Raw genomic sequence first — 25,058 nt, 5'->3', positions numbered from 1 at the left:
ATAAAAACAAGAGGTAAAAGTGACTCAAAAATGGCCACATTTTACCCTGAATTGGGGTAAAACTCTAGGGTATGTTTGCTACTTCCTAATAGGCGCAGCTAGTAGCAGTGTTTAAGTATTAAGCTAGTGAGTATATTTGGTAGCAGTCGCTATTAGTGTGGTTATTGTCATTATTATTAAGGCTGATAGAAGTCATCAAGCTCGCTATCTTCTTGCCAACGATACTCCGTGTAGTTGGCAACTTGCCGAGCGATATCAACACCTTGTCTGTCGGCAATGAAGCCCAGCGCCATATCCATACCAGCACTAACGCCTGAGGAGGTATAAAATTTATCGTCCACCACCCAGCGTGCTTGCTCAACCCAGTGTACTTTATCCGATTGGGCAATTACCCATTGCCACGAAAGCTTATTGGAAGTAGCGCGTCTATTATCTAAAATACCTGCCTTTGCTAATAGCGCACTACCGGTACAGACGCTTAGCACCCAATCAGCTTGATCAGCAAACGTAGTAAGGGTTTGTAGAAACGGCTTATCATTAATCACTTGCCGAGTGCCCATACCGCCGACTATTAATAAAATATCGGTTACATGCTTAAGCTCTGCTACGGCGATAGTCTGCATAGCAACGCCATGCTTACTACGAATAATACCGCCTGCCATTGAGGCAAATTGGATTTGATAATGCTCAGGCAAGCTTCCCAACATCTCGACGGGACCGAATAGATCTAAGGTTTCAAAATTTTTAAATACTAGCGCAGTAATGGTTTGCATAAATCATCCTTTGATTTAATCTTAAGCTCTAATGATAAGGTTAAAGCTCTAAAAATTTAGCCTTATCCTTAAACATGCATTCTTCATAAACCGGACAAGCCCTGCATTTAGGCGTACGCGCTTGACAGGTATAGCGCCCATGCAAGATAAGATAGTGATGCGCGTCTAGTATCAAGTCCTCGGGAATACGTTCAACCAGTTTTTCTTCAACGATAAGTACGTTTTTTCCAGTTGCCAGCCCGGTACGATTGCCAACGCGAAAGATATGCGTATCTACCGCCATAGTTGGCTGACCAAAAGCGGTATTTAATACCACATTTGCCGTCTTACGACCAACGCCTGCCAGCGACTCTAAATCTTTACGGTTATCAGGCACTTGACTGTCGAACTTCTCAATCAAGTCATGGCAAGTTTTAATGATATTTTTAGCTTTAGCATTGTATAAGCCGATATTTTTGATATAAGGCTTTAACCCTTCTTCCCCTAATGCCAATATCGCCTCAGGGGTATTGGCAACCGGATAGAGCTGTTTGGTAGCGATATTAACGCTAATATCTGTCGCTTGCGCTGATAAAATAACGGCGATGAGCAGCTCAAAATTGCTTTTGTAATGCAGCTCGGTGACTGGCTCTTCAATCGTTGCCGCCAGCTTCTCTAAAAAGGGGCGGACATACCGATTGGGCATGCGCCTTGAAGGCGGAGTATCGGCAGTCTTATGTTTGACGGTTTTGCTCATAACCGTACCTCTTTACATTATTTTTAATTACGTTGTTTTTAATTGCATTGTTTTTAGGAATCAAGTGTAATATTTAAAGCTTATAGCTTTGCAAGATCGGCTTGTAGCCCGGCAAGCTCAGCCTGTTTACTTGCGTTTGGACGCACGCTGAGCTGCTTTTCTAGCTTTTTGATTTTACTGCGTAGTTTGGCCGCGGCGATGGTATCTTTGGCTTGGCGTTCGCTAATAGTTAACGTTTGAGTCGCGGCATTATTAAGTTTTGCCTCAACCATACTAACTACGGGCTTTTTATTGCTACTATCAGTAAGCTGCTCGGTTACGCGGCTAAGATGAGTGTGATAACGCAGGCGTAGATCGTCCTGTTCTTGTTGCCGTTCGATGGGCGTAATCTGCCGATCGATAGTCACCAGGTCAATACAATCAACGGGGCAGGGTGCAATACACAGCTCGCAGCCTGTGCAAAGATCAGTGAAAATGGTATGCATGTGCTTGCCCGTACCGACAATGGCGTCAACGGGACAGGCTGGAATGCACTTGGTACAGCCAATACAATCATCCTCACGAATGATAGCACGTACCTCGGTAGGGCGTTTGGTGACAGGGTCTATAGGCCACTGTGAAGATGCCGCCGTAAGAGATTCTTTATTATCGTCTGCAAATATTTGATCGTCTATCAGTAGTTGCTGGATCGCGTCAGTGACGGGTTGGCCGCCGGGAACACATTTGTTATAAGCCTCACCGTTTACCACGATAGCGGCCGCGTAAGGCAAGCAGCCATCAGGATGCTCGCACAGACCGCACTGCGTTTGCGGCAAGCAAGCATCGACCCGCGCAATAGTCGCTTGCTCAGCATCGCTAAGGGCATCCAAAGCTAAAGTATCGAACAAAATAGGTAAATTCGTTAGGCGTTTTGGTAAAGTGCTGGACATTTAATGAATGGCCTTTAATCTGGCGTAAAAAGGTAATGATGGATCGTAGTATAGTCAATGAGATATAAAAAGCATGTTTAAATCTATATAACAGTTTTACTTCTAGCTGACTATATACAATAAAAGAGCAGGTAGACATATTGCAGACTATAGCATAAGCGTCATTGTCAGTTAATTAAACCCAAAACTATCATTGCGTTTAAATGCAATTAAAGCGTTACCCCTTGCTCATGGACAATTTGCGCAATTAAGTCATAAGCGATACTGCCTCTAAAAGGTATCTTGGGCAGGTTTGAGATATCAAAAAAATCAGCGTGGGATAGCTCATCTTCTTGCAGTACAATCGCGCCACTAACGTAAGTCGCCCGAAAGCCTAACATTAAATTAGAAGGAAACGGCCAAGGTTGACTGCTGACGTAACGGATATCTTGTAGACTAATACCGACTTCCTCGCCAACTTCGCGCACTACAGCATGCTCTAGACTTTCACCTACTTCGACAAAACCTGCAATTAGTCCATATTGTAGCTGCGTGGCCGGTCTACCATAACGGTGGTGATGGGCAAGTAGGATTTGCATCTCACCCGTTTGCGGGTTGGGACGTGTAATTGCAGTAATGACACAAGGCTGTACGCGCGGATACTGACGTAGCCTGCAAACGGGACATACCATAGCACGCTCACCGGATCTAGCAGCATGTACAGCGGCGCTACAGCGGCTACAAAACTGGGTATCCGCCTGCCAACGCAGCAGCTGCATAGCTTGACTAAGCTGGCTTGCAAGCGCTGCTGGCAACTGAGTAAGGAGTTGCCGATAACTGATAAAAGCAACGTCTACGTTATTTTCTGATAGAGCATTGTCTAATAAAGCGTGGTTTGATGCAGAGCTTTTTGATGAGGCAGGCAATGAGGTTAACGTAGAGTCGTTCTCAAGTCCTTTAGGAACAGCAATGCCATTATTTTTTGCATAATCATAGGTAATGGCACTGGTTGCTGGAATCTCTTGAAAAGCGCTTGAGGAGCTTGGCTTGGCTTCCCAATTACTCGGTGCTAAGCTTGCCAATAGCTCCACACGGCCTACTTGATAAGGGGTAGCTATGCTTTGTTCCTTACCATCTACCGTAGCGGCTGGAAGCTCAACCTGCATAGGCCACCAACCTTCCGGAGTTTGGCGACATAGTATAGTATCATTATCAAGTACAAAAGCGCTGTTCATCATTGGCGGTCCAAGACAGCTGCGATCTTATTTGATAGCAGCTGTATATTAATTCATTAATATGGTTTGAGCTATAAACTGTTTAAGCTACAAGCAATTGACTCAAGCTATGTTGACCGACATCGATTGATTGTTTGCTTACCGGACGATTGTATTCAAACCCATCCAAACGATAGTCTACTGCCATGATCACATCAGCAATATAGGCAAGATTGTGATCTTCGATGTCTGCCCCGTTGCTAAGACGTTCTTGCAAATGGGTGGCTAATTGACTAAGCATACTGGCGGCAGTAGGAAGCTGTAAAAAACGTATCGCTCCTGCAACCTGACGCATCATCTCAGGTATGTTTTGAATATTGAGTAGCTCACGATTCTCATCTGCCAAGTAGTCGCTAATCGCTTGCTCAGCACTTGATATAGCAGAACGACTCTCTTGTATCAAGGTATCATAAGCCGTATTGATTTGATGCAGTGATATATGGTGGTTATTCACTGGCAGATGAATGGCACCAGGCGTATGCATTTTTGCCATTGCAATGGAAGCATTCTCTGCAGTTATTAGCGCTAGCAACAATGAGTCAAAGTCATCAGGGCTAGGAGTATACCATTTAGATACTGCATTTGCAGCCGTTTCTAGGGAGGCTGCAGCCTTTGGTAAGTTTAATAATTGTAGCGCTGAGGCAAGCTCAGTAAGATCAGCGGCTATGGAGGACACCTGCGCTTCAGTAGTGCTCAGAGCCTCGCCGCGTGCATAGCTATCGACCTTTTCTTTGATAGTACTAATTTGATTTTGAATAATGTCGTTTAAGGTATCGGTGATAGCGCGGTTAGGACCAAACAAAAAGCGCTGCATCTGTTCGCGCTGTGAGGTTTCTATTTGGTTGGCGGCATACTGCATGCACAGCGCTTTAGCTTGTTGTCCTTCACGCTGGCAGGCAAAGCTGACCAAATCAGCAAAACGGGTATCCATCACCGGCAAGTAACTTTGAAACTGCTGCTCTACATAGATAAGTGTATGCTTTTGACTCAGATTGAGCGGCAAAATACTTTTGATGTCGCTGACGGCAACCATCGCTGCTTGCCAAAACAAGCTGTTGGTGTGAGCGGCGATGGTGTTACAAGCAGCACTCATAGCATCTAGCTTTTGCTGCGCATCAGCACTTAAAGAGTGGTTTTGGTTCTGATAGCCAAGTACTACGCCAAGGCCACTACGATAAGCATTGATAAGCAGGTCACGATCAAGATTTAACTCGCTAAGTGCCTGAAAGTTTTGCTCAGGGTTGGCAACTACCACACTGCTGCTACCAAAGTTGGCAAAATAATCCGTATCGATAGTGTCTTGCTGGCTATGGGCATATAGTTTGTTAATAATAGGTAGCAGCAAACTTGGCTCTACCGTTTCGGTTAGTAGGACAAATTCGACATAACGATCAAGGGTGATAATAGCCTCTGATAAGTCCATAATCAAAGCAGTATCATTATTATCACCACTATCATAGAGCCGCTGTAAACCTTGTACAATAGCGCAGCTCAATACTTGGCCACCTATTAAATCGATCAGCTCAAACACACAAGACAATTGAGTCAGCACGCTAATAGAGTCTAGCAATAAAGGCGCTTGCTCTTTATCATCATTAAACTCGCTTAAGTGGATTTCAGCGTCTTTAAGAATGATTGTAATCTCATTATGCAATAAGTGTAGGGAGGGTAAATTAAAGTTGGTAACACTAGGGGCGGGGGCGGTTAACGCTATTTGCTCAGACTGGCTCATAGTTATTTTTCCGTAAAGTATCGATAAAGTCGAATCTATCAACAGCTAGTGATTTATGAAAAATGGTTGTTAAAGAGTTTAAATAAGCGGCCAAATCTTGTATTTAAAACGATAGTTGTAAGTTTTATTTATAAACTTCGTCATTACAAGCTTTGCCTCTACCTAAACCAAACATACCTTTTGATGCCGTCTACCAATGGGACAAATTAGACTGTAAGCTTGGATACTCATCGGCCAAGCCTGCTAACCAGTCTTGGTGAGCACGGTCATCTACCGCTGACTCTAGCAATAAAGATGCCAAATTAGAAAAATTGCTATGAGCGCTAGGACCACCATCAGTTTGTCCATCTTCTTCAATAGCTAAAGCGACCTGACCCCCAGTCATAGCCAAATATACTTCTGCTAAAATCTCAGAATCTAGCAACGCCCCGTGAAAAGTTCGATCTTGCTTACCTACATCTAAACGGCGCACCAAGGCGTCCAAAGTGTTTTTTTGTCCAGGATACTGCTGTTTTGCCATAGCCAGCGAGTCGGTGACTTGTACGCGCGCGCTAAAGTCTGTCAGGCCAACCTTACTAAACTCCGTATCCAAAAAGGTCATATCAAACGAGGCATTGTGCGCAATAATCTCCGCCCCATCCATAAAGTCATAAAGCTGCTGCGCCACCTGATCAAAGGTAGGTTTATCTTGTAAGAATGCCTCGGAGATACCGTGGATACGAATGACTTCTTCATCCATACCGCGCTCTGGATTAATATAGACGTGTAGTTTTTCGCCGGTAAATTTGCGCCCTACCATCTCGACGATACCAACCTCGATGATACGATCGCCTTTAAGCGCGTCAAGACCAGTAGTCTCCGTATCCATAATCAGCTGGCGATCGGCCTCATGTTTGTGGCTCGGTTTTGGCAGTAGGGGTACAAAGTTCGGGTTTGCTCGTGAAGTATCTCCATCGAATTTTGGCAGCTCTGATGTTGCATTCGAGATGTTGTCTGTGTCTGCTGTTTTAGTCTCTGCTGTTGGGTTCGCTGTCAGATTCATAGTATCGCTACTCATTGATGAGGGCACGTTTGATTCGTTGGGTGCTGATATGGTGGAGGTATCATTGTAAGTATCGTCAATTGGGTTTTCAGTAAGGCTTTCATCAAGCATATCAAAACCCAGTGGATCATTTTTTAGCCAGTCATCAGCGGCTATTTGCGCTTTTTTTTTAGTTTGAGGCTCAGCCATTTTTTCAGAGCTATAGACAGATGCAGGCTCGCTGCTAGCATTGACCCCAAGATTGGCAAGCTCGTCAGCTTTTTCGTTACCAGCGTGCCCGGCATGACCTTTAACCCAGTGCCAATCAACAGCGCGTCCTTGACAAAGCGCGTCTAACTGCTGCCATAAGTCTTGATTGGCAACTGGTTTTTTACTGGCCGTTTTCCAGCCACGCTTTTTCCAATTGCTTAGCCATTCGGTAATACCTTTTTGCACATAGCTTGAGTCCGTCCAGATCTCAAGCTTTGAGCCGTGCGGGCTATATTCTAACGCTTTGATAGCGCCCGTCAGCTCCATACGGTTGTTGGTCGTCTCTTTGTCGCCACCATACAAATCTTGTGTGTGACCATCCTCAAAGATAAGGTGCGCGCCCCAGCCGCCAGCGCCCGGATTACCTTTGCAAGCACCATCGGTATAAGCAACAGTAGTATTAGCTTTGGCGCTCATAGGGTCAATAGTGTTGGAGCGGATGGTAGTGCTGCTAGTAGCAAATAGAACAGTATCTGACATAAAAACTCATTGGGCTGATGATCGTTAAGTGTTTCATTTAATAGCGTTTGATTATAGCAAATCTACTATCAACATAGGAGATGGTAGCTAATAAATAGGGCGTACAAAACGATTGGTAAGCAGGTATAAACAACAAGGGTAAAACTGTAAAGACACCAATCAAAATAAAAGCTGCTACTGGTTTTCTGTTAAAATAACATGAGTGTTTTACGCACTAGAATTCCTTAACGTACTAACGCAGGACACTATCCATGCTTTTATATTTAGACGTTATACATAAAAAATCGACTGCTTTTATCGCTGGTATCGCAGTTAGTAGTTTGTTATTCCTAACTGGTTGTAATGATACTACTAACACGGTGGATGAGAATGGAGTTACGAGCGCGGCGACTTCTACGGTAGATTTATCAGTATTTGCAGGCTGCTATACCGTAAGCTATGATGAACCGGCGCAGATTAAGGTCAGTGAGCAATCCGGCATGTGGGTTATGCAAATGAAAGAACCTGCTAGCGCCAATCGGGTCTGGGATGATGCTGAGCCTTTAGAAGTACTGGATAACAGTGATATTCCTAAGTTTTTCTCTATTGATCCTGATAACGTTGATGCTGCTATCGCGCGTCCCGATAGGGTGCTGGTTATGGCGCATGTCAAACCCGTGTACGCGAATATTGATCCGCTGCTTGATAGTGAGTATTTGTCCTATATTTATAAAGGCGCCAATACGATTTATCAGGTTGAATGTGATGACACAAATACTGACATTTTAGCCAATCCCCATGCCAATATTGTCATCGATAATGTCAATGAAAGTCTTTAAGTATCAGTATTTAAGCTATAGTCCTTGAGTTTAAACCGTTAAGTATAGAGTCGAATGATATGAATTTTTTGAGTTATGTATTATTAGGCGGATTGTCTTATGCCGCTGGCTGGGCTGTGCGTATTTACGTCCTTGATAAGCAGCCCAAACCTGAGCAGCCTTATAATCTGAAGCATCCGGCTATTTTGGCATACCTGGCTGGGTTTTTTATTATTATGCTCATCATCTCATGGCTTATCGGACGCTATTTGTTAGGTCACGTCACTATTGATCTCCCCTTTATTATCGTTAATAGCTTGGTGGCGACTTTCGTGTACTCGTTTGGTCTTAATCCTGAAAAAGCAAACTATGAAGTACCTGATTGATCGCAGATTATTATTTTAATAATAGTTTAGGACAAGCAGACACAAAAACACAGTCAATGCTAAGCTCGTTGACTGTGTTTTGTATGATCAAAAAGGCTATTTATAGCTTGGCATTTACACCATAACAGTATTTACACTATAAATAAGAAAGCTAGGATAGTATTAATCTTTAGATTTGGCTTGTTTTTTGGTGCTCAATTTACCTTTATATTTTGTATTACTGTCAGACTTTGCATCCTCGTCTTTATTAGCATGCTCATCCTTCCAAGCTTTGTATTTACTTAAATCTTTTTCCATCAGCTTTAAGCAGAATCCTAGTACCAACGCATCATCAACTTGACCAATGAAAGGTATAAAGTCTGGGATAAGGTCGATAGGATTGAGTACGTATAACAAACCTACAACCGCTGCTGAGATAGTTTTATAAGGAATATCGCGGTAGTTACCTTGATAATAATCTTTGACCAAGCTTAGCAGTAATAGCAAGTCTTTGGAGTAGCGCTCAAGACCCTTACCATTTTCAAGCTGCTGGTTAATCTTGTCCTCTTTGTTCAAAATCTGCTTGATACTATCCAAAAGGGATTGATTGTCTTTTTCTTTATCAGCCATGCTTATGTTCCTTTAATAATGAGTAATCAGTTAGTGAGTAATCAGTAATTTATTACTATTTACTATAACAAGAGTAGAGGTAACTACCAAATAAGGTTATGAGGTAATTTGTATGGTTTTTATCTATGAGAAGAAAAATATCTAAGAGGTTAGCATTTTGAAATAAGTTACAATAGACGGTTTAAAGTAAATAATAGCCTAAGTAATGTCCCATCAAGATATTGTTAACAGAAAAGTAGAGGCAATAATAAACGATGCATACCATCATATCCACATTCAGTGCTCCATTGAGTAATAAAAAGAATAATAATGAGAAAAGGGCAGTGAGAAGTAAGGAAACAGTATTTAATATTAATAAGGACGCTACTGAGCTAAGTCGTCGCCAATTTTTGTATCGACTAGGCCAGCTAGGAGCGGGTGCGGGCGCAAGTTTGCTGGCAACACAAAGTTTGGCTGTCAATATAGCGAATCAAAATGACAATCACAACCATAGTGACCAACTCACTAAAGACGATCTGCCAACTACTATAACTGCTAATAATCCGCCAGTTGCGCCCAACTCATCCTGCATCCTGCCTACTATCGAAACCCGTCTATTCGCCAGCTCCAACGTTGGCAGCAATGATACTCGTAACCAGCTGGCACTCGAGCGCTTGGCCTGTGCTGGTTTTAAAATCGATAACCCTAAGATCGTTGATCGCCAGTATCTACGCTTTGCTGGTACCGATATTCAGCGCGCCAGCGACCTGCAAAATATTGCCACAGGGGCTATCGCTACGCCCAAGCTGCTTATGGGAGTGCGCGGCGGCTATGGGGCGATGCGCATTTTGCCTTTGATTGACTGGCAAACACTAGGCCGTCTGATGACTGAGCGCGGTACGATATTGACTGGTTTTAGCGATGTCACCGCGATTCAGTGTGCGCTGTTGGCGCAAGGACAGATGAGCTCGCTTGCCGCGCCGATGCTCTATAGCGAGTTTGGTAAGACTATGCCCAATGAGGTCAGTTGCCGCCAGTTTGTAGAGGCTCTGACCAATCCTAATTTATCTATTGAAATAACTAGCGCAGATTTGACCAGCAAACGCTTGCCTGCGATTCTGGCAAAAGATGAGAACCAAAGCTTAACGGGTACTATTTGGGGCGGTAATCTAAGCGTAGTATCGGCGCTGGCAGGCAGTCCTTATCTACCGCGCATCGATGGCGGTATTGTGTTTTTAGAAGATGTTGGCGAGCAGACTTATCGTATCGAGCGTATGCTCTATGATCTGTATTTAGCAGGTGTGTTTAAGAACCAGCAAGCCATCGTGTTTGGCTCCATAACGGGACAAGGGGAGGACAGTTACGACGCGCGTTATGATGTTGCCAAGGTTGTGCGCCAATTGCATGAGCTGACAGGACTGCCTATTTATAACGGCATGAGCTTTGGACATATCGCCCAAAAGCATAGCTTTCCTTTAGGCGCGAGATGTCAGATTAGCCCTAACGCGCTAGGCGGTTATCAGTTAAGTTTTGCTGATTATCCGATTGTTGAGGCTAGTGCCATGAATGTGGCGGGGCTTTGGCAGGGTAGTTAGGATAACTACTATCGCTGAAGATCTGGCGTTTGTGCTTCTTCAAGGTTTTCAAGCATATCGATATTTTCATAAAAAACGGCTTTTCCCTCATCGTCCTGCCTAGTAAGCCTACTCAGCAAGCTAAAGATTTTATCAGCGACAGGGGTATTAAGAATATCGCCGTCGCTGCTACTAAATGACTTGGTTTCTTTCACATTTACAGTCTCTACCAATAGCCACAATCCGAGTATTATTGCAACCAATACAGCCGTCCATCGCAATGTAGATTTTTTCACTAATACCTCACGTACTTGATATTTTAGACTTCTTCATCATTCAAATACTTTATATATGATCGTTGATTCTACTAGCATTTGTTTGTTAGTGGCTTTGATTTTATGTGTATAATCAAAATATCATTCTAGTTTTAAGAGTACCAATGCCATGAAAAATCTTAACCAGTATGTGTATAAACAACTTACCAGTAAGATCAACATAAGTGCCTTTGCTTTAGGCAGTGTGCTCGTCATCAGTGGCTGTAGCAACAGTCTAGTTAATAATCAACCGATGCAAGCCGTGGATCAAAAACCTATAGCGAACAAGGTGGAGAACGCGGTGCTCCTACAGACTGACAGAGATTATATTGCCGCTGACGACTCCGCCTCAACAACAGAGGGCATCTTGCAAGTAGTAAGTGCCAACAACCAATTCGCTATCGATCTGTATCAGCAGTTAAATAAGCAGCCCAATCAGTCAGATAAAAATGTGTTTTTCTCGCCTTATAGCTTATCTACGGCGATGGCCATGCTTTACGCCGCAGCGGAAGCAGAGACCAGATCACAAATTGGGCAAACCTTTCATTATCCGTCGCCAACTATTCTCAATCCCAATAGCGCTGCTCTTTATAACCAATTCAACCAGCCTAACTCAAACTATGATTTAAGCACAGTTAATGACTTGTGGCTGCGCCAAGATTTGCGTCCTAATCAAGCTTATTTAGATATTGTACAGCGTTATTATGGCGGTCAAGTGACCAACCTTAATTTTATGAACAATCCTGAACCTTCACGTCAGACCATTAATAAGAAGATCGCTCAGCATACCAATCAGTTGATCCCTGAACTGCTTCCTAAGAATAGTATTCAACCTGACACCGCTACAGTATTGACCAATGCTGTCTATTTTAAGGGCGACTGGAAAATGCCTTTTGAGGTTCAAAGCACCAGTACTCAGCCCTTTTATAATCAAACTGGCGCAAGCGCTAACGTTGAGATGATGCAGCTACAGTCGTATTTTGACTATACAGAAGATGACCAAGCACAGATCGTGCAATTGCCCTATAAAGGCGATGATTTATCAATGCTGGTCGTCTTGCCAAAATCAAAAGATAAGGCAGCTATGCAGCAGCTGGTACAAAATTTAAACGCCTCTAAAATCAAGCAATGGAGTGCAGACTTAGTAGGGCAAGAAGTAAACCTGCATTTACCAAAGTTTAAGCTTGAAGAGGGCTACGATATGAAAGCGTTATTGTCAAATATGGGTATGGCAAGGGCGTTTCGAGAAGAAGCTGAATTTAATTTATTTGATGAGAGACCACCTATAAAGATCGATGATGTTTATCATAAAGCGGTAGTCATCGTGGATGAAACTGGCACTGAAGCTGCGGCAGCGACAGGTATTGTTGCCGTGGTGACCTCTATGCCTATGAATCCGCCAGTTGTTTTTAAAGCCGATCATCCCTTTATATTTATGATTAAAGACAATAAAACTGATGCGATATTGTTTTTGGGCCAAGTGAATAAGCTATAGCTTGAGGGTGGGACAGTTTATGAGAATAATGAATAAAAACGTAGCTAGGATTTTTGGTTTAAGCACAGCGTTAATAATGTTAGCAAGTTGCTCAAACTTTACCTTGACTAATCCTACTTCTACTAGTCAAAGTGTACCAGTGGTAAACGCTGCAGCAGTCTCTGTTAATTGGTCAAAAATAGAAGCGACTGCCGATAAATTTTATCAAAACAATCCTCGTTCTAATAGAATAGGCGTTGATAAACGTGCTGCACAGATTTATGCCAACGAATTTGAAGTGTCAATAGCAGAAGCAGAGCGTAGATTACTCATACAACAATATAGCTCGGGGCTTTTAAGAGCAATTGAGCAAGAATTGAAAGACAACGTTGTAAGCGCTTATTTTGTTAACGATGATCCAAAAGGGTTTCGAATTGGTCTAAATACGCTCACGAATTTACAGTCTGACCGATTTATCTATGAGTTTAAGCAAGGCGTTTTGCAAGGAGAGACGATAACGTTAGATATTCATCCAAATGGTGAAAAGACACTAGAGCAAATACTTGCGCTAAAAGACAAAGTAACGCCTGAAATATTTGAGCGCTATCCTAATACTCAAGGTGTAGGTTATAGCCCTGCCGATAATACTATTAGCGTATCAATATACGTACCGTCTTCTTCTAAAGAGTACCGTCAGAAAGTTGAAAGTGAATTAAATAAATTGGTTGGACATCCCGTTAAAGTAAATTTTATGTCAGGTCGAATGATGCCGCCGATACTTTTAGAAGAGTCCGCTGTATTGCCGAACAAGAACAGTAATGAAAAGAGATAAGATGCGTCTTTTCAGCTTTCCTTTCAAATATGAGTTTTCTGTCAAAAATTGAGCGTACAGATGAAAAAAGTATTCTTGATTTTAACAAGCTTAGTGGTAGTCGGTTGTACGACAACCCCCGTAGCTAGTCCGCTCGAACCAGTGCCAGCTATCAAAACTGTTCCAGAAACCATATTGCCTAAGCAAAAAACCAGTATTTTTTATTACTATGTTCATCCAGTAAGACCCGCTCAATCAGCAGCGGTTGTAGAAGGAAATTTTGCATGGAGAGAGGGTTGTATCTATTTAGTAGGTAAAAATGGTTTTTATCACACAGCTATGTTTCCACTCTATCCAAAAGGTATTGTTAAATGGGATGAAGCGACCAAAACCCTAAATCTTAATGGTCGTGTTTTTAAAATGAGAAATTTTATTTCAACAAATGGACAGTATTCAGATTACGTCCCTAACAGCCCTATTGGTATAGAATATGAAAAACAAGGCGATAAAAAATGCTTAACCCCAACGGTTGCATTTATAGGTACTTTTTTCGATTAAAAAGTGAATAAGGTAGGTTAGGAATGTATAAATACACTTAGTTTAAAAATGAGTAATTTAGCGTTGAACATTCATATTATAGATAGGTTAACCTTAAAAGTAGCGCATAACTGACGTTAAGTGATAATATAAATAGGTGTTAATCTATCTTTAAAATAAGGACAGGGAGTCTAAAATGTTAGGGAAAATGATGCATCAGCCATTGCTGATTAGTAGCTTGATCGAGCATGCCGCACGCTATCATGGCGATACGGCGGTATTATCTAAGGAAGTCGATGGGTCAATGACGCATAGTGATTGGTGCACCATCTCCGATAACTCAAAACGCTTAGCCAATGCTTTGCAAGCGCTAGGACTAAAGCGATCAGAGCGCTTAGCGACACTAGCTTGGAACAATCGTCGCCACTTAGAGGCATGGTATGCTATCTCAGGTAGTGGCATGATTTGTCACACCATCAACCCGCGGCTGTTTCCTGAGCAGCTCAGCTACATTATTAATGACGCTGACGACCGCGTCTTGTTCTTTGATACTACCTTTTTACCGCTAATCATGGCGATTAAAGATCAAATTGACCATGTTGAGCATTTTATCTGCTTAGGCGCTCGGGATGAGAAGGTGCTAGAGCAATTGCCCGACGTGCTGTTTTTTGATGACTTGCTAGCCGCGCATACGGCTGATTTTGATTGGCCGCAGCTTGATGAAACGACGGCCAGCTCGTTGTGTTATACCTCAGGCACGACTGGTAATCCCAAAGGCGTTCTATATTCTCATCGCTCCTCATTGCTACATGCCATGGCCTTATCTATGCCTGATGTCTCAGCACTATCTGCGCAAGATGTTTTGTTGCCCGTAGTGCCGATGTTCCATGTCAATGCTTGGGGCACGCCTTATGCTGCCGCCCTAACCGGTTGCTCTTTGATATTACCGGGGCCGAACCTTGATGGCGATAGTCTAGTGTCATTGATTGATGATTATCAGGTGACTGTCGCTTTAGGGGTTCCGACGATTTGGCAAAGCTTATTAACCGCTGCTAAAAATAGCGGCAGTAAACTTGCTAGCATGACCCGTAATATTGTCGGCGGCGCCTCTTGTCCTCCTTCTATTATCAAAACTTTTAGAGAAGATTTTGACTGCGACACCCGGCATGGCTGGGGCATGACCGAGACCAGTCCGCTTGGCACTATGAATCAGATCAAAGCCAAGCATAAATCGTTAAGCAAAGAGGAGCTCAACGAGCTGCGTAACTTACAAGGTCGACCGCCCTATGGGGTTGAGATACGTGTCACCAAAACTGATCAGCCGCTTGAACGTGTCGCTGAGGATGGCGTGTCTCAAGGACGTCTACAAATTCGCGGGCACTGGGTTATTGATGATTACTTCACCGAAAACAAAGATGCTATCACTGAAGATGGCTGGTTCGATACTGGCGATATTGCCACTATCGATGCTGATGGCTATATGAATATTCGGGATCGCTCAAAAGATCTAATCAAATCAGGCGGTGAATGGATATCTTCAGTTGAGCTTGAGAATATTGCAGCCGCCCATCCGCAAGTCAAAATGGCAGCAGCGATAGCGGCTACACATAAACAGTGGGGCGAGCGTCCGGTACTCATCGTGGTTAAGGAGGCGGAGTCCGAACTTACTGAGGCGCAAATGCTGGAGTTTTACCAAGGTAAAATTGCCAACTGGCAAATACCAGATAAAGTTATCTTTGTCGATAATATTTTGCTCAATGGCGCTGGGAAAATGGTGAAAAAAGACTTGCGGGACGAACATGGCGATGTGCTGCTGAGTGCGTAGTATTGTTATCAGCATAGAGAAGTATGAGTTATCGGTCGTGCTTTCGATAAATGAACTGTACTGAAGAAAGTGTAAAGAAGAGCTTAATAAGATAAGTGTATAAATAGCAGGGCGTCTTAATAAAAAGAGTAAAAAGCTGTTTGCATGACTAAATGGCCCCTAACCCTAACTATGCTCTTTTAGGTTTGCTATTAATCTTTGCATAGTAGCTTTTAGCATAAGTACATTTTCAACAGGCAAGCCATCTAGCATTTGCTGTTCAAACTCAATAGCTTTGATTTTGCACTGCTCATAGATGGCTTGCCCCTCATTGGTGAGACTGATAAGTAGGATACGTCCATGATTGGGGTCATCACATTTACTTATCCAGCTTTTTTCCTCCATGGTTTTGATGATCTGATTCGAAGCTTGGGGGCTGATAAACGAGCGTGAAGCCAGTTTGGCATTGGCCATTTTGCCATGCAGATGTAGGTTTGAGAGCATGGTAAACTGTGGCAAGCTTACGCCCACTTCTAACAACGCCTCGCTAAGTTGTTGATTAATCAGTTTATCTAGTTGTCCTACGCTATAGCTAACGGTTGGAATGTCGCTCATAAGTTTATCAAGTTGCAGGTTTTTCAATTGACTTTCCTTTTGATGCTCTACTGGCTTGATAGCGGTAAATCTTGTAGCACCCTATAGTCGATGCGATATAAAAGGCACACTTAAATCTATATAACCGTCTTATTTTCAGCTGACTATAGGCTATTTCGCCAAAAACCTCAACTTATCTGTCTCATCGCTATATAAGGCAGTATGTTCGTCCACTCTGCTGTTGCGAAGTTTACGTTGGTTAAGCGTGCCTTTATCGGTTTTTTCACCAAGGGCTACACTGGCTGGATTCTCCATTAGATAAATGCGAGCAATGCGTTTTGAGCTGGCTTCGTAGTCGTCATTAATCTTATTCATAAAGTCGCTAAACCAAGCTTGCACTTTATCGTGTTCTAATACTTCTTTTAAACTGGTGTTGGTCAAGCCTGTCAAATGGCGAGCTGCTTTTTCTTTGATAAATACAAAAGCGCCAATCTCATCTTTGCCCTCGCCAGTTAATACCACGTCATCAATCATCTCAAGCCCTTGTAATATTATACGGCTGCGCAATTCACTAACGTTGACAAAAGTGCCCGTCATTAGCTTGAAGTCTTCGGCGATACGGCCATCATATACCAAACCTTTTGCTGGATCATCAGGATCGTAAAACAACACCCCATCACCTGTACAATAAAAACCTTCTTCATCAAAGCTGTCACGAGCACTGCTGTTACTAGTACTACTGTTAGTCGTATGATGTCGCCAGTAGCCTGCCATAACGTGGGGCCCGCGAATGCGCAATTCTAGTTTGTCTTGCACGGGTACAAGCTTGACTTCAACCCCTGGAGCCGGAAAACCCACAAAACTGGCATTGGTGTTCGCAGGTCCTGTGGTAAAGGTACAAGAAGGCGCGGTTTCGGTCATACCCATCCCGGCCATAATGCGAATTTTTTCGCCGCAGTGCTGATAGCTGATATCGCTAAGCTTTTGCCAGAGCTCTTGCGATAATCCTGCGCCGCCAAACAAAAACAGATCAACGTTTTTAAAAAAGTTATCACGTAGCGCTTTATCGTCCTCTAGAGCGCTGGCAAGCATAGCCCATCCTACGGGTACGTTGAAGTATTTACTGGGCGAGATCTCTTTGAGATTGCGAATGGTTTCATCAAAGCTACCTGCGATAGGACGACCATCATCAATATAAAACGCGCCGCCATTATATATAGCAACGCCAAGGTTATGGCTGCCACCAAAGGTATGATGCCAGCTTAACCAATCGACCAACACTGGCGGATCGTTCTCATCTAAGCGTAGCGTTTGTTTAAGCATTTGCTGGTTGCTACAAAGCATACGGTGGGTAGTCGGTACGACTTTAGGATCGCCTGTCGAACCTGAGGTAAACAGAAACTTCACAATGCTATCGGCGCTAATTTGCTGCTGCCTATGTTCAACCTCATCGGTAGCTTTAGTAGCAATAAAGTCGTCAAAGTTTAAGCAGGGCACACCGTCAAGCTCTCCAGTGGTGGTAATAATAGGTTGGTGCAGTTGCTCGCAGGCTTTAAGCTGACGCAAAAAACCCTTGCCATCACCTGCATAAAACAATGCTGGAGTGACTTTATCGATGACGTATTGTAGTTTGTCAGGGGTTTTGGCCAGTAACGAATAGGCCGGAGCAATCAAAGTATAAGGGACGCCAGCAAGCATAGCGCCAAACATCAATAAAAACACTTCTATTGAGTTTTCGGACAATATCATCAGTGGGCGCTCTGCCGATAGCTCGTATTTAAGTAAAGCTTGCGCGATGCTACGAGACTTTTGTAGCACTTCACTATAAGTAAGCTTTATCCAGTCGCCGCGCTCGCCAGTTGCGGTATCGGCTTCACGTTGAGCGATAAGCATTCTATCTGGATATTTGTCTGCGTACTCATAGAGTTTGTCAAATAAGCGCTTTGGATAATCTTGCAGCGCTTCGACAGCATCGATATAAATAATATCGCCATTTGATCCGCTGGTCTGGCGAACGTGGACTTTATGACTACCTATGGCAACCGCTCGTTCCGGATAAGTGTGGTAGGTAAATTGGGTCATAAACGGCTCCCTTCGTCTTAACTGATGATGTCCTTATCTCGTATAGCGTCAAATCGGATAGTGTTTTGGCGTACTACGCATGGTCACCCAGCGCAGCTCGGTAAATTCACTGATTGAGGCTTTACTACCAAAGCGCCCATAGCCGCTAGATTTAACACCGCCAAATGGCATGGGAGCTTCATCGTCAACGGTAGCAGAGTTGATATGGCAGATGCCGCTTTCGATACGTTTGGCAAGCGCTATAGCTCGTCCAATATCTTGGCTAAAAACGGCAGAAGATAGTCCGAATTCCGAGGCATTAGCTTTATCAATCGCTTCGTCATCGTCCGCTACGCGCTCCAAAGTACAGACTGGCCCAAATGATTCTTCGGTGTAGAGTTGCATATCAGGCTTGATACCATCTAATAAGATGGGGCTAATGGCAGTGTCATTAACGCGGTAATCAGTGATGGCTTTCGCGCCTTTATCTTCAGCGTCTTTGACCATAGCCATAATACGATCGGCGGCTTGTTGGCTTACGACGTGAGCGATATGCACAGGTTCAGTTGGCAGTCCGGTAACAAAACCCTCAATTTTGGCTTTGAGATGTTTAATAAGTTTATCAGCAACCTTTTCATTGACAAGAACGCGCTCGGTGCTCATACAGATCTGCCCTTGATTAAAAAAAGCACCAAAAGCGATAGCGTTGGCCGCCTCCTCTAAATCAGCATCTTCGCAGACGATGACAGGGGCTTTCCCGCCTAGCTCTAGAACCACCGGTTTTATATACTCAGCGCACTGTTTGGCAATTATTTTGCCAACGTGCGTTGAGCCAGTAAAATTAATACGTTTGACCGCGGGGTGAGCAATAAGCGCGTTCACTACCGCTGGGGCATCTTCGCTACTGTGCGTAACTAAGTTGACTACGCCCGCGCCTAAGCCTGCCTCGTTGAGAGTTTTGATCAGGAGCTCATGAGTAGCAGGACAGTTTTCAGAGGCTTTGAGCACCACGGTATTACCGCAAGCTAGCGGCATAGCAAGCGCGCGGGTAGCTAGGATAACGGGCGCATTCCAAGGTGCCATACCGACAACCACGCCGCACGGCACCCGCCAAGCCATGGCTATCCGGCCTTCAGCGTCGCTTGGAATGATGTCTCCTTGAATTTGGGTAACCATTCCTGCAGCCTCGCGCAGCATATTGGCAGCCACTTGCACGTTAAAGCCATACCATGCCCCACTTGAGCCCATCTCAGTCATGCCAATGTCGATAAATGTTTCTGCTCGCGCCGCAAGCAGGTCGGCGGCTTTAAGCAAGCGGATACGCTTCTCGCTTGGCGGTAGCGCTGACCAAATAGGGAAGGCAAGGGCTGCCGCCTCAATAGCTTTTTTGGCATCAGCGGCTTTACCTGCCGCAGCTGTGGTCACTGTTTTGCCTGTAGTTGGGCCAATATGGTCAAAAGTGCTGTTATCACTGGCTGGGCACGATTGACCATTAATGAAGAGTTGCACGTGATTCATAATGGAATTCCTTTTCCTTGATCGAAATCAGATATGATCCTTTTACTTTTACAAAGAAGAATACAAACGATTTAGCGCTTATAAGTTTGCAGGCCCGGCTTAATGCTCTTTTCATCAAGGAACTGACGCATGCCTTCAGCACGTCCGTTTTCTGGATCCCGCATGAGGCATTGGTCCAGCTTGGCGTAGAGGTAGTCCTCATTTTGATCCCACGTCAGCTCTCGGCAGCGCTTAAAGCCGTTTTTGGCATAGCGCAGGACGACTGGGTTTTTCTCAAGGAGCACTTTAGCCACTTTTTCCACTTCAGCTTTTAATTCATCGAGGGGGACACTTTTATTGACTAGGCCCATTTGTTCCGCTTTTTTGCCTTTGAAGGGTTCGCCCGTCATGATGTAGTAGAGGGACTCACGATGACCTACGGTATCCGCCATGGCTTTACTAACTAGGTTACCCGGCGGAATGCCCCAATTGATTTCTGAGAGTCCAAAAGTGGCTTCATCGGCGCAGTAAGCAAGGTCACAGGCGACCAGTGGCGAGAAGCCCCCGCCGAAACACCAGCCATTTACCATAGCGATGGTTGGTTTGTTATACATGCGCAGCAGTTGCCATTGCCATTTACAAGCATCGCGGCGCGTTTTTTCTTGGAAGATCTCAGGTTGCCCATCGGTTTCGCGAAAGTACTCTTCTAAATCCATTCCTGCTGTCCAAGCACTGCCTTCACCGGTGATAACCACCACGCCTGCCTCTGAGTCTTGCTCTAGCGTTTCTAGAATATCAATCATTTCACGGTTAAGCGTTGGGCTCATGCTATTACGTTTGTCTGGGCGGTTAAGGGTGACCCAAGCAATGTTGTCAGTAACCTCGACTTTGACGGTCGTCCAGCGATTTTCATAACTTGGCTTTTCATGACTTGACATAGTGTGCTCCATGCGATGTTAAGTTACTTTACTACTCTATTGAGTAAGTCTTATTGAATAGAGGTTTATACTATCAACAAACTTTATAATATGTAAAGTTTTATATCAACTAAATTGATATAATTATTTGACATTATATTTATATAAGCTTTATTATACTTTTAGTATCAGCTATTTATGAAATATTGATATTATCTAGTTATAAGTTAACTTTATAAATTAATTTTAACTTTTATTAAGAAAATATGGACTGGTTTTGTACGAAACCTTCAATCAAAAGGATTTGATTATGTCTCTTACGTTTTCTAGTTTGACCGCTAGCTTCAGCACATCAAAATTGTTTGCTGCGCTGGGGTTATCGTTTGCATTATCCACAAGCTTAACGGCTTGTGATAATGCAAATCAGACAACTCAAACCACAACAAGTGACGCTAATGCCAACGCTGTAGCAGGAGAGCCGATTGTCCTACGTATGTCGCACTTTATGCCTGCGCCCTCGGTTATGAATACGCAAGCATTTGAGGTTTGGGCCAAAAAAGTCGAAGAAGAATCGGATGGTCGTCTTAAAATTCAAAATTTCCCGGGGGCAACGCTCAGCAAGCCCTCTGATACTTACGACGCGGCGGTAAGTGGTAAAGTCGATATCGGTATCCAGTTGCAAGGTTATACCAGTGGGCGCTTTCCACTGTCCCAAATCGCTGAACTACCCGGCCTGTCAAATTCAGCGGCGCAGATGAGCTGTCTGATGCAGACGTTATACGATAATGGCACTATCGCCGATGAATATCAGGATTCACATGTGCTAGCATTGTATGGTCTGGGACCTGGGGTTCTGCATAGTAATAAGTCTATTGCCAAACCTGAAGATATGAATGGTCTTCGTATCCGTCGCCCTTCTGCAGTGGCTGGAGATATTATCGAAAGTATGGGAGCCGCGCCTGTAGGCCTGCCTGCCAATGATATTTATACCTCCCTACAGCGCGGGGTCATTGATGGCTTAAGCTTACCTTGGGATGGGGTACCTATCTTTCGGGTGAATGAGCTGGTTGACAATCACACCAACATTCCGCTGTATTCTTCAGGCTTTGTGATGACAATGAATCAGACAAAATACGACTCACTTCCCGATGACTTAAAAAAAGTCATTAATGATAATTCGGGTATGGCGTTTTCTAAAATGGTTGGGGATGTAATCAGTGAGATGGATATAAAAGCTCTGCAAGCGGCTAAAGATGCAGGCAGTACTATTATTGAGATTCCGGATCCACTAAGCGACCCTGATTGGTCAGAACCATTAAAACAAGGCACACAAAAATACCTCGACTCTGTCGATCAAAGTGGCGTTGATGCTGATGCCATCTACGAAAAAGCGCAGCAAGCTAGTGTAGCTTGCAGGGTTTAAGATTTTTTGGACAAAATGAAATTCAACACGCCCTAATCTCATCTTTTAAAAAAGGAAATCTTATGCGTATTTACAACGCTCCTTTGGCAGAAATGCGTTTTTTACTCACCGAAGTTTTTGATGCGCCGTCATTTTGGCAAGCTAACGAGAGTCTCAATCATATTGATATGGATACCGTTAATATGGTGTTAGAGGAGCTGGCAAAATTCACCAAAAACGTACTATTACCGCTTAACCGTAGTGGCGATGAAGAGGGCGTTGGATTTACCCATGACGCGCAAGGCTATGGACAGGTGACGACGCCAACGGGCTTTAAACAGGCCTATCAGCAGTACATGGAGGCGGGCTGGGTGGGATTAGGTGCCACTACAGAATATGGCGGGCAAGGCTTTCCCAAAATGGTGTCCATGTTCCAAGAAGAGATGATGTTTAGTGCCAATCAAGCTTTTGCGCTGTATCCTAATCTTGCTTTAGGTGCCGGATTGTGCCTTTTAGAATCAGCTTCTGAGGCGCAAAAAGATATTTACCTAGAAAAAATATACTCTGGCGAATGGGCTGGCACTATGTGCTTGACTGAGGCCCATGCCGGTACCGATGTCGGTTTAACCAAAACCAAAGCCCTGCCCAATAAGGACGGCAGTTATAACCTCACCGGTAGTAAAATTTTTATTACGGGCGGCGATCATGATTTGACGGATAACATTATCCATCTGGTATTGGCAAAGACGCCAAATGCGCCTCTCGGCTCCAAAGGGGTTTCTTTATTTATTGTGCCCAAGTATCTGGTTGAGCGTGACGATAATGGCGACTATCAGCTAGGCGCACGCAATGCCGCCTCTGTTGGCTCGGTCGAGCATAAAATGGGCGTTAAAGGCTCGGCAACTTGTGTACTCAATTTCGATAATGCTAAAGGCTGGATGATAGGTGAGGAGAATACGGGCCTTGCCTCTATGTTTATTATTATGAATTATGAGCGTCTGGCCATTGGTGTACAAGGCATCAGCGTGACAGAACTTGCTTATCAAAATGCGGTTGCTTATGCCAATGAGCGCCTGCAATCTCGTAGCGACTCTGGTATAAAGACCCCTGATAAGTCAGCAGATGCCATCATTCACCATGCCGATGTGCGCCGAATGCTACTTAATGCCAGATCCCACACCGAAGCCTCGCGCTGCTTGGCGATGTATGTTGCCAAGCAATTGGACACAGCAAAATATAGTAAGGATGAGCAACTTATCAAAACGGCTCATGCTCGTGTGGCCTTATTGACGCCTATTACCAAAGCGTTTTTGAGCGACAAAGGTTTTGAGGCGACTGTGGATTGCCAGCAAGTCTTTGGCGGTCACGGTTATATTCGTGAGTGGGGCATGGAGCAGATTGTACGTGATGCACGTATTGCGCAAATCTATGAAGGCGCAAACGGTATTCAGGCCTTAGACTTACTAGGACGTAAAGTTGCCAAAGATGGCGGCGCTAAGTTGTTTGACTTTTTAGCAGAGATCAATGACTTCGTTAATAATATGCAAGCCGAGCATCGCATCAAACAAGCTACGTTGCAGGCGACTGCTAATATTGAGGCTTTGACCAAAGCGGTACTGGCTAACATTGGCACGCGCAAAGATGAGATTAATGGTTGCGCGGTGAACTATCTGCATGCGGTTGGTTATCTGTGCTTTGCTTATATGTACGCACTAATAGTGGAAGCCAGCTATGACAACGACGACTTATTTTATGTTAATAAATTAAAATTGGCCGATTACTTTATTGATCACATTCTGCCACGTATGCAGTCACATATAGAGATGGCGCAAGCGGGAAGTGAGTCCATGATGGCTTTTGATTTATCTTATTTTGAGAGCGTTTGATTAAGGTTTAAAAATATTATTCACATCAACCATAGAGTAAATTGTTAATGTCAGCAAAAACAGCCGTTCTGATACAAAAAAGGGCCATACTGAATTGAACCAGTACGGCCTTTTATTTACCATAAGTCACTTATATCAGTAACGCTCAACTTACTCTGAGCTTAACAGTTCGACTTAACTCTAAGGAGTTCAATTAATGTATGGCAGCTTCACTAACATCTTGATATTATACGGTCGGTTTCACACTCGCTTCATATAGTTAGATATAATTCATGGTTAGGAAGTTGACATGATTGTCCGGCAAAAACCGAATGCTATAAAGATATTTTTCACCATGCGCGGCTCAGTGCTTCCCAAGATTTATCGCCAAATCTTATTTATTACTTTGCTAAGTATGATTACAACCATCATTCAGCACTGGATTCCTAACTCATTTCCTTATTACAGTACCGCGCCTTTTACCTTGATCGGTATTGCCTTATCGTTATTTCTCGGCTTTCGTAATAATGCCAGTTACCAGCGCTGGTGGGAGGCTCGCGGTTTATGGGGACAATTGGTTTTTGAGACTCGCAGCCTTACTCGTCAATTGCTGTCTTTTATCGATGGTGATGACGAGATCGGTCGGCAGACGCAGCAAAGTATGATTCATCTTGCCATCGCCTTTACTCATGCCCTGCGCCATCGTCTGCGTGGCAGCTCGCCTTGGGAGGATGTCGAGCGTTTTGTAGAGCCGCAGTATCATGCCAGTATGCGTGAGGCGCGCAACTTGCCTGAGTATCTGATGCGCCTATTGGGCAAAAAGCTAGGAGACAGTCGGCGTCAGAGGTTACTGTCAGAGCACATGGTACAAAACATCGATGAGCGCCTGACGTCGATGACTATCGTGTTAGCCGCCTGTGAGCGTATTCATAACACGCCGTTGCCCTTTGCTTATATGTTACTTGTGCACCGTACGACTTATCTATACTGCTTTTTATTGCCCTTTGCACTAGTGGCCTCGCTAGGCTGGGCGACGCCTTTGATCTGTGCCATGATCGCTTATACTTTTTTTGGTCTGGATGTATTGAGTGAAGAGTTAGAAGACCCTTTTGGACTTGCAGCAAACCAGTTACCGCTTAGCGCTATGTCACGGACGATTGAGATTAATTTATTAGAAGCGCTGGGGGAGGCTGATATTCCAGAGGATATCAGGGCGACTAATGGTTATTTGCCTTAGAATTTG

The 25,058-nt window shown here is 44.0% G+C and carries 22 protein-coding genes; 10 read left to right on the top strand and 12 right to left on the bottom strand.

What is annotated here, in order from left to right:
* Positions 1–176: 176 nt before the first annotated feature.
* From ACR63N_RS09625 to dnaQ, 6 genes are all read right to left on the bottom strand, one after another.
* Positions 177–773: a DJ-1/PfpI family protein gene (locus ACR63N_RS09625; RefSeq protein ID WP_472781921.1), complete on the bottom strand. Its 597-nt coding sequence runs from the start codon at positions 771–773 to the stop codon at positions 177–179.
* Positions 774–813: 40 nt separating this feature from the next.
* Positions 814–1,509 (bottom strand): endonuclease III, encoded by a 696-nt coding sequence (gene nth, locus ACR63N_RS09620; RefSeq protein WP_367107105.1) that lies wholly within the window; start codon positions 1,507–1,509, stop codon positions 814–816.
* Between the two features lie 80 nt (positions 1,510–1,589).
* Positions 1,590–2,438 carry an RnfABCDGE type electron transport complex subunit B gene (locus tag ACR63N_RS09615; RefSeq protein ID WP_472781920.1) on the bottom strand — a complete coding sequence of 283 codons (849 nt, stop codon included), beginning with the start codon at positions 2,436–2,438 and terminating at the stop codon, positions 1,590–1,592.
* Between the two features lie 209 nt (positions 2,439–2,647).
* Positions 2,648–3,655, bottom strand: a complete 1,008-nt coding sequence (nudC, locus tag ACR63N_RS09610) for an NAD(+) diphosphatase (RefSeq protein WP_367111661.1) — start codon at positions 3,653–3,655, stop codon at positions 2,648–2,650.
* Between the two features lie 79 nt (positions 3,656–3,734).
* A complete protein-coding gene (locus ACR63N_RS09605; RefSeq protein WP_367107102.1) occupies positions 3,735–5,423 on the bottom strand; it encodes a hypothetical protein in 1,689 nt (562 codons plus the stop codon).
* Between the two features lie 190 nt (positions 5,424–5,613).
* Positions 5,614–7,131 carry a DNA polymerase III subunit epsilon gene (dnaQ, locus tag ACR63N_RS09600; protein ID WP_472782734.1) on the bottom strand — a complete coding sequence of 506 codons (1,518 nt, stop codon included), beginning with the start codon at positions 7,129–7,131 and terminating at the stop codon, positions 5,614–5,616.
* 314 nt (positions 7,132–7,445) lie between these two features.
* Here dnaQ and ACR63N_RS09595 point away from each other — a divergent pair, with 314 nt between their 5' ends.
* Together ACR63N_RS09595 and ACR63N_RS09590 are read left to right on the top strand one after the other, a co-directional pair.
* The gene (locus tag ACR63N_RS09595) at positions 7,446–8,012 is read left to right on the top strand and encodes a hypothetical protein (protein ID WP_367104043.1); all 567 of its coding nucleotides are present in this window, start codon (positions 7,446–7,448) and stop codon (positions 8,010–8,012) included.
* Between the two features lie 59 nt (positions 8,013–8,071).
* On the top strand, positions 8,072–8,377 hold the full coding sequence (locus ACR63N_RS09590) for a hypothetical protein (protein WP_367109424.1): 306 nt from the start codon (positions 8,072–8,074) through the stop codon (positions 8,375–8,377).
* Between the two features lie 162 nt (positions 8,378–8,539).
* Here the strand turns inward: ACR63N_RS09590 and ACR63N_RS09585 are convergent, their stop codons facing one another.
* A complete protein-coding gene (locus tag ACR63N_RS09585; RefSeq protein WP_367107099.1) occupies positions 8,540–8,986 on the bottom strand; it encodes a YkvA family protein in 447 nt (148 codons plus the stop codon).
* A 323-nt stretch (positions 8,987–9,309) separates the two neighbouring features.
* Here ACR63N_RS09585 and ACR63N_RS09580 point away from each other — a divergent pair, with 323 nt between their 5' ends.
* Positions 9,310–10,560 (top strand): LD-carboxypeptidase, encoded by a 1,251-nt coding sequence (locus ACR63N_RS09580; protein WP_472781919.1) that lies wholly within the window; start codon positions 9,310–9,312, stop codon positions 10,558–10,560.
* 8 nt (positions 10,561–10,568) lie between these two features.
* Here ACR63N_RS09580 and ACR63N_RS09575 read toward each other — a convergent pair whose 3' ends face one another.
* Complete coding sequence (locus ACR63N_RS09575) at positions 10,569–10,754, bottom strand: hypothetical protein (RefSeq protein WP_367104046.1); 186 nt, start codon at positions 10,752–10,754, stop codon at positions 10,569–10,571.
* 229 nt (positions 10,755–10,983) lie between these two features.
* Between ACR63N_RS09575 and ACR63N_RS09570 the strand changes: the two genes are divergently transcribed.
* From ACR63N_RS09570 to ACR63N_RS09555, 4 genes are all read left to right on the top strand, one after another.
* Entirely contained in the window at positions 10,984–12,348 is a 1,365-nt protein-coding gene (locus ACR63N_RS09570) for a serpin family protein (protein WP_472781918.1), read from the top strand.
* Positions 12,349–12,376: 28 nt separating this feature from the next.
* Positions 12,377–13,159, top strand: a complete 783-nt coding sequence (locus tag ACR63N_RS09565; protein ID WP_472781917.1) for a hypothetical protein — start codon at positions 12,377–12,379, stop codon at positions 13,157–13,159.
* A gap of 60 nt (positions 13,160–13,219) precedes the next feature.
* The gene (locus ACR63N_RS09560; RefSeq protein ID WP_367107096.1) at positions 13,220–13,696 is read left to right on the top strand and encodes a hypothetical protein; all 477 of its coding nucleotides are present in this window, start codon (positions 13,220–13,222) and stop codon (positions 13,694–13,696) included.
* Between the two features lie 175 nt (positions 13,697–13,871).
* Positions 13,872–15,500, top strand: coding sequence for a long-chain-fatty-acid--CoA ligase (locus ACR63N_RS09555; protein ID WP_367104050.1), 1,629 nt, complete (start codon positions 13,872–13,874; stop codon positions 15,498–15,500).
* A gap of 165 nt (positions 15,501–15,665) precedes the next feature.
* Here the strand turns inward: ACR63N_RS09555 and ACR63N_RS09550 are convergent, their stop codons facing one another.
* The 4 genes from ACR63N_RS09550 to ACR63N_RS09535 form a co-directional block, all read right to left on the bottom strand.
* Complete coding sequence (locus tag ACR63N_RS09550; RefSeq protein ID WP_367104051.1) at positions 15,666–16,121, bottom strand: MarR family winged helix-turn-helix transcriptional regulator; 456 nt, start codon at positions 16,119–16,121, stop codon at positions 15,666–15,668.
* A gap of 123 nt (positions 16,122–16,244) precedes the next feature.
* Positions 16,245–18,155, bottom strand: coding sequence for a feruloyl-CoA synthase (locus tag ACR63N_RS09545; RefSeq protein WP_367104052.1), 1,911 nt, complete (start codon positions 18,153–18,155; stop codon positions 16,245–16,247).
* Between the two features lie 48 nt (positions 18,156–18,203).
* Positions 18,204–19,652 carry an aldehyde dehydrogenase gene (locus tag ACR63N_RS09540; RefSeq protein ID WP_367104053.1) on the bottom strand — a complete coding sequence of 483 codons (1,449 nt, stop codon included), beginning with the start codon at positions 19,650–19,652 and terminating at the stop codon, positions 18,204–18,206.
* Positions 19,653–19,723: 71 nt separating this feature from the next.
* Positions 19,724–20,569: a p-hydroxycinnamoyl CoA hydratase/lyase gene (locus ACR63N_RS09535; protein WP_367107093.1), complete on the bottom strand. Its 846-nt coding sequence runs from the start codon at positions 20,567–20,569 to the stop codon at positions 19,724–19,726.
* Positions 20,570–20,858: 289 nt separating this feature from the next.
* Between ACR63N_RS09535 and ACR63N_RS09530 the strand changes: the two genes are divergently transcribed.
* The 3 genes from ACR63N_RS09530 to ACR63N_RS09520 all read left to right on the top strand — a co-directional run bounded on the left by ACR63N_RS09530 (position 20,859) and on the right by ACR63N_RS09520 (position 25,052).
* Positions 20,859–21,971 carry a TRAP transporter substrate-binding protein gene (locus ACR63N_RS09530; RefSeq protein ID WP_472781916.1) on the top strand — a complete coding sequence of 371 codons (1,113 nt, stop codon included), beginning with the start codon at positions 20,859–20,861 and terminating at the stop codon, positions 21,969–21,971.
* Between the two features lie 62 nt (positions 21,972–22,033).
* A complete protein-coding gene (locus ACR63N_RS09525) occupies positions 22,034–23,836 on the top strand; it encodes an acyl-CoA dehydrogenase family protein (RefSeq protein WP_472781915.1) in 1,803 nt (600 codons plus the stop codon).
* Positions 23,837–24,125: 289 nt separating this feature from the next.
* The gene (locus ACR63N_RS09520; protein ID WP_367107090.1) at positions 24,126–25,052 is read left to right on the top strand and encodes a bestrophin family protein; all 927 of its coding nucleotides are present in this window, start codon (positions 24,126–24,128) and stop codon (positions 25,050–25,052) included.
* The last annotated feature ends 6 nt before the right edge of the window (positions 25,053–25,058 follow it).

It is taken from the genome of Psychrobacter sp. M4 (genome assembly GCF_055699795.1).
This window is presented reverse-complemented; position numbering and strand designations above follow the sequence as displayed.

Coding starts and splice junctions, on each gene's coding strand:
- ACR63N_RS09565 (WP_472781917.1), top strand. CDS start 12,377: ATGAATAAAAACGTAGCTAGGATTTTTGGTTTAAGCACAGCGTTAATA.
- ACR63N_RS09605 (WP_367107102.1), bottom strand. CDS start 5,423: ATGAGCCAGTCTGAGCAAATAGCGTTAACCGCCCCCGCCCCTAGTGTT.
- ACR63N_RS09585 (WP_367107099.1), bottom strand. CDS start 8,986: ATGGCTGATAAAGAAAAAGACAATCAATCCCTTTTGGATAGTATCAAG.
- ACR63N_RS09545 (WP_367104052.1), bottom strand. CDS start 18,155: ATGACCCAATTTACCTACCACACTTATCCGGAACGAGCGGTTGCCATA.
- ACR63N_RS09520 (WP_367107090.1), top strand. CDS start 24,126: ATGATTGTCCGGCAAAAACCGAATGCTATAAAGATATTTTTCACCATG.
- ACR63N_RS09555 (WP_367104050.1), top strand. CDS start 13,872: ATGTTAGGGAAAATGATGCATCAGCCATTGCTGATTAGTAGCTTGATC.
- ACR63N_RS09590 (WP_367109424.1), top strand. CDS start 8,072: ATGAATTTTTTGAGTTATGTATTATTAGGCGGATTGTCTTATGCCGCT.
- ACR63N_RS09540 (WP_367104053.1), bottom strand. CDS start 19,652: ATGAATCACGTGCAACTCTTCATTAATGGTCAATCGTGCCCAGCCAGT.
- ACR63N_RS09525 (WP_472781915.1), top strand. CDS start 22,034: ATGCGTATTTACAACGCTCCTTTGGCAGAAATGCGTTTTTTACTCACC.
- ACR63N_RS09530 (WP_472781916.1), top strand. CDS start 20,859: ATGTCTCTTACGTTTTCTAGTTTGACCGCTAGCTTCAGCACATCAAAA.
- nudC (WP_367111661.1), bottom strand. CDS start 3,655: ATGATGAACAGCGCTTTTGTACTTGATAATGATACTATACTATGTCGC.
- ACR63N_RS09570 (WP_472781918.1), top strand. CDS start 10,984: ATGAAAAATCTTAACCAGTATGTGTATAAACAACTTACCAGTAAGATC.
- ACR63N_RS09625 (WP_472781921.1), bottom strand. CDS start 773: ATGCAAACCATTACTGCGCTAGTATTTAAAAATTTTGAAACCTTAGAT.
- nth (WP_367107105.1), bottom strand. CDS start 1,509: ATGAGCAAAACCGTCAAACATAAGACTGCCGATACTCCGCCTTCAAGG.
- ACR63N_RS09615 (WP_472781920.1), bottom strand. CDS start 2,438: ATGTCCAGCACTTTACCAAAACGCCTAACGAATTTACCTATTTTGTTC.
- dnaQ (WP_472782734.1), bottom strand. CDS start 7,131: ATGAGCGCCAAAGCTAATACTACTGTTGCTTATACCGATGGTGCTTGC.
- ACR63N_RS09595 (WP_367104043.1), top strand. CDS start 7,446: ATGCTTTTATATTTAGACGTTATACATAAAAAATCGACTGCTTTTATC.
- ACR63N_RS09535 (WP_367107093.1), bottom strand. CDS start 20,569: ATGTCAAGTCATGAAAAGCCAAGTTATGAAAATCGCTGGACGACCGTC.
- ACR63N_RS09560 (WP_367107096.1), top strand. CDS start 13,220: ATGAAAAAAGTATTCTTGATTTTAACAAGCTTAGTGGTAGTCGGTTGT.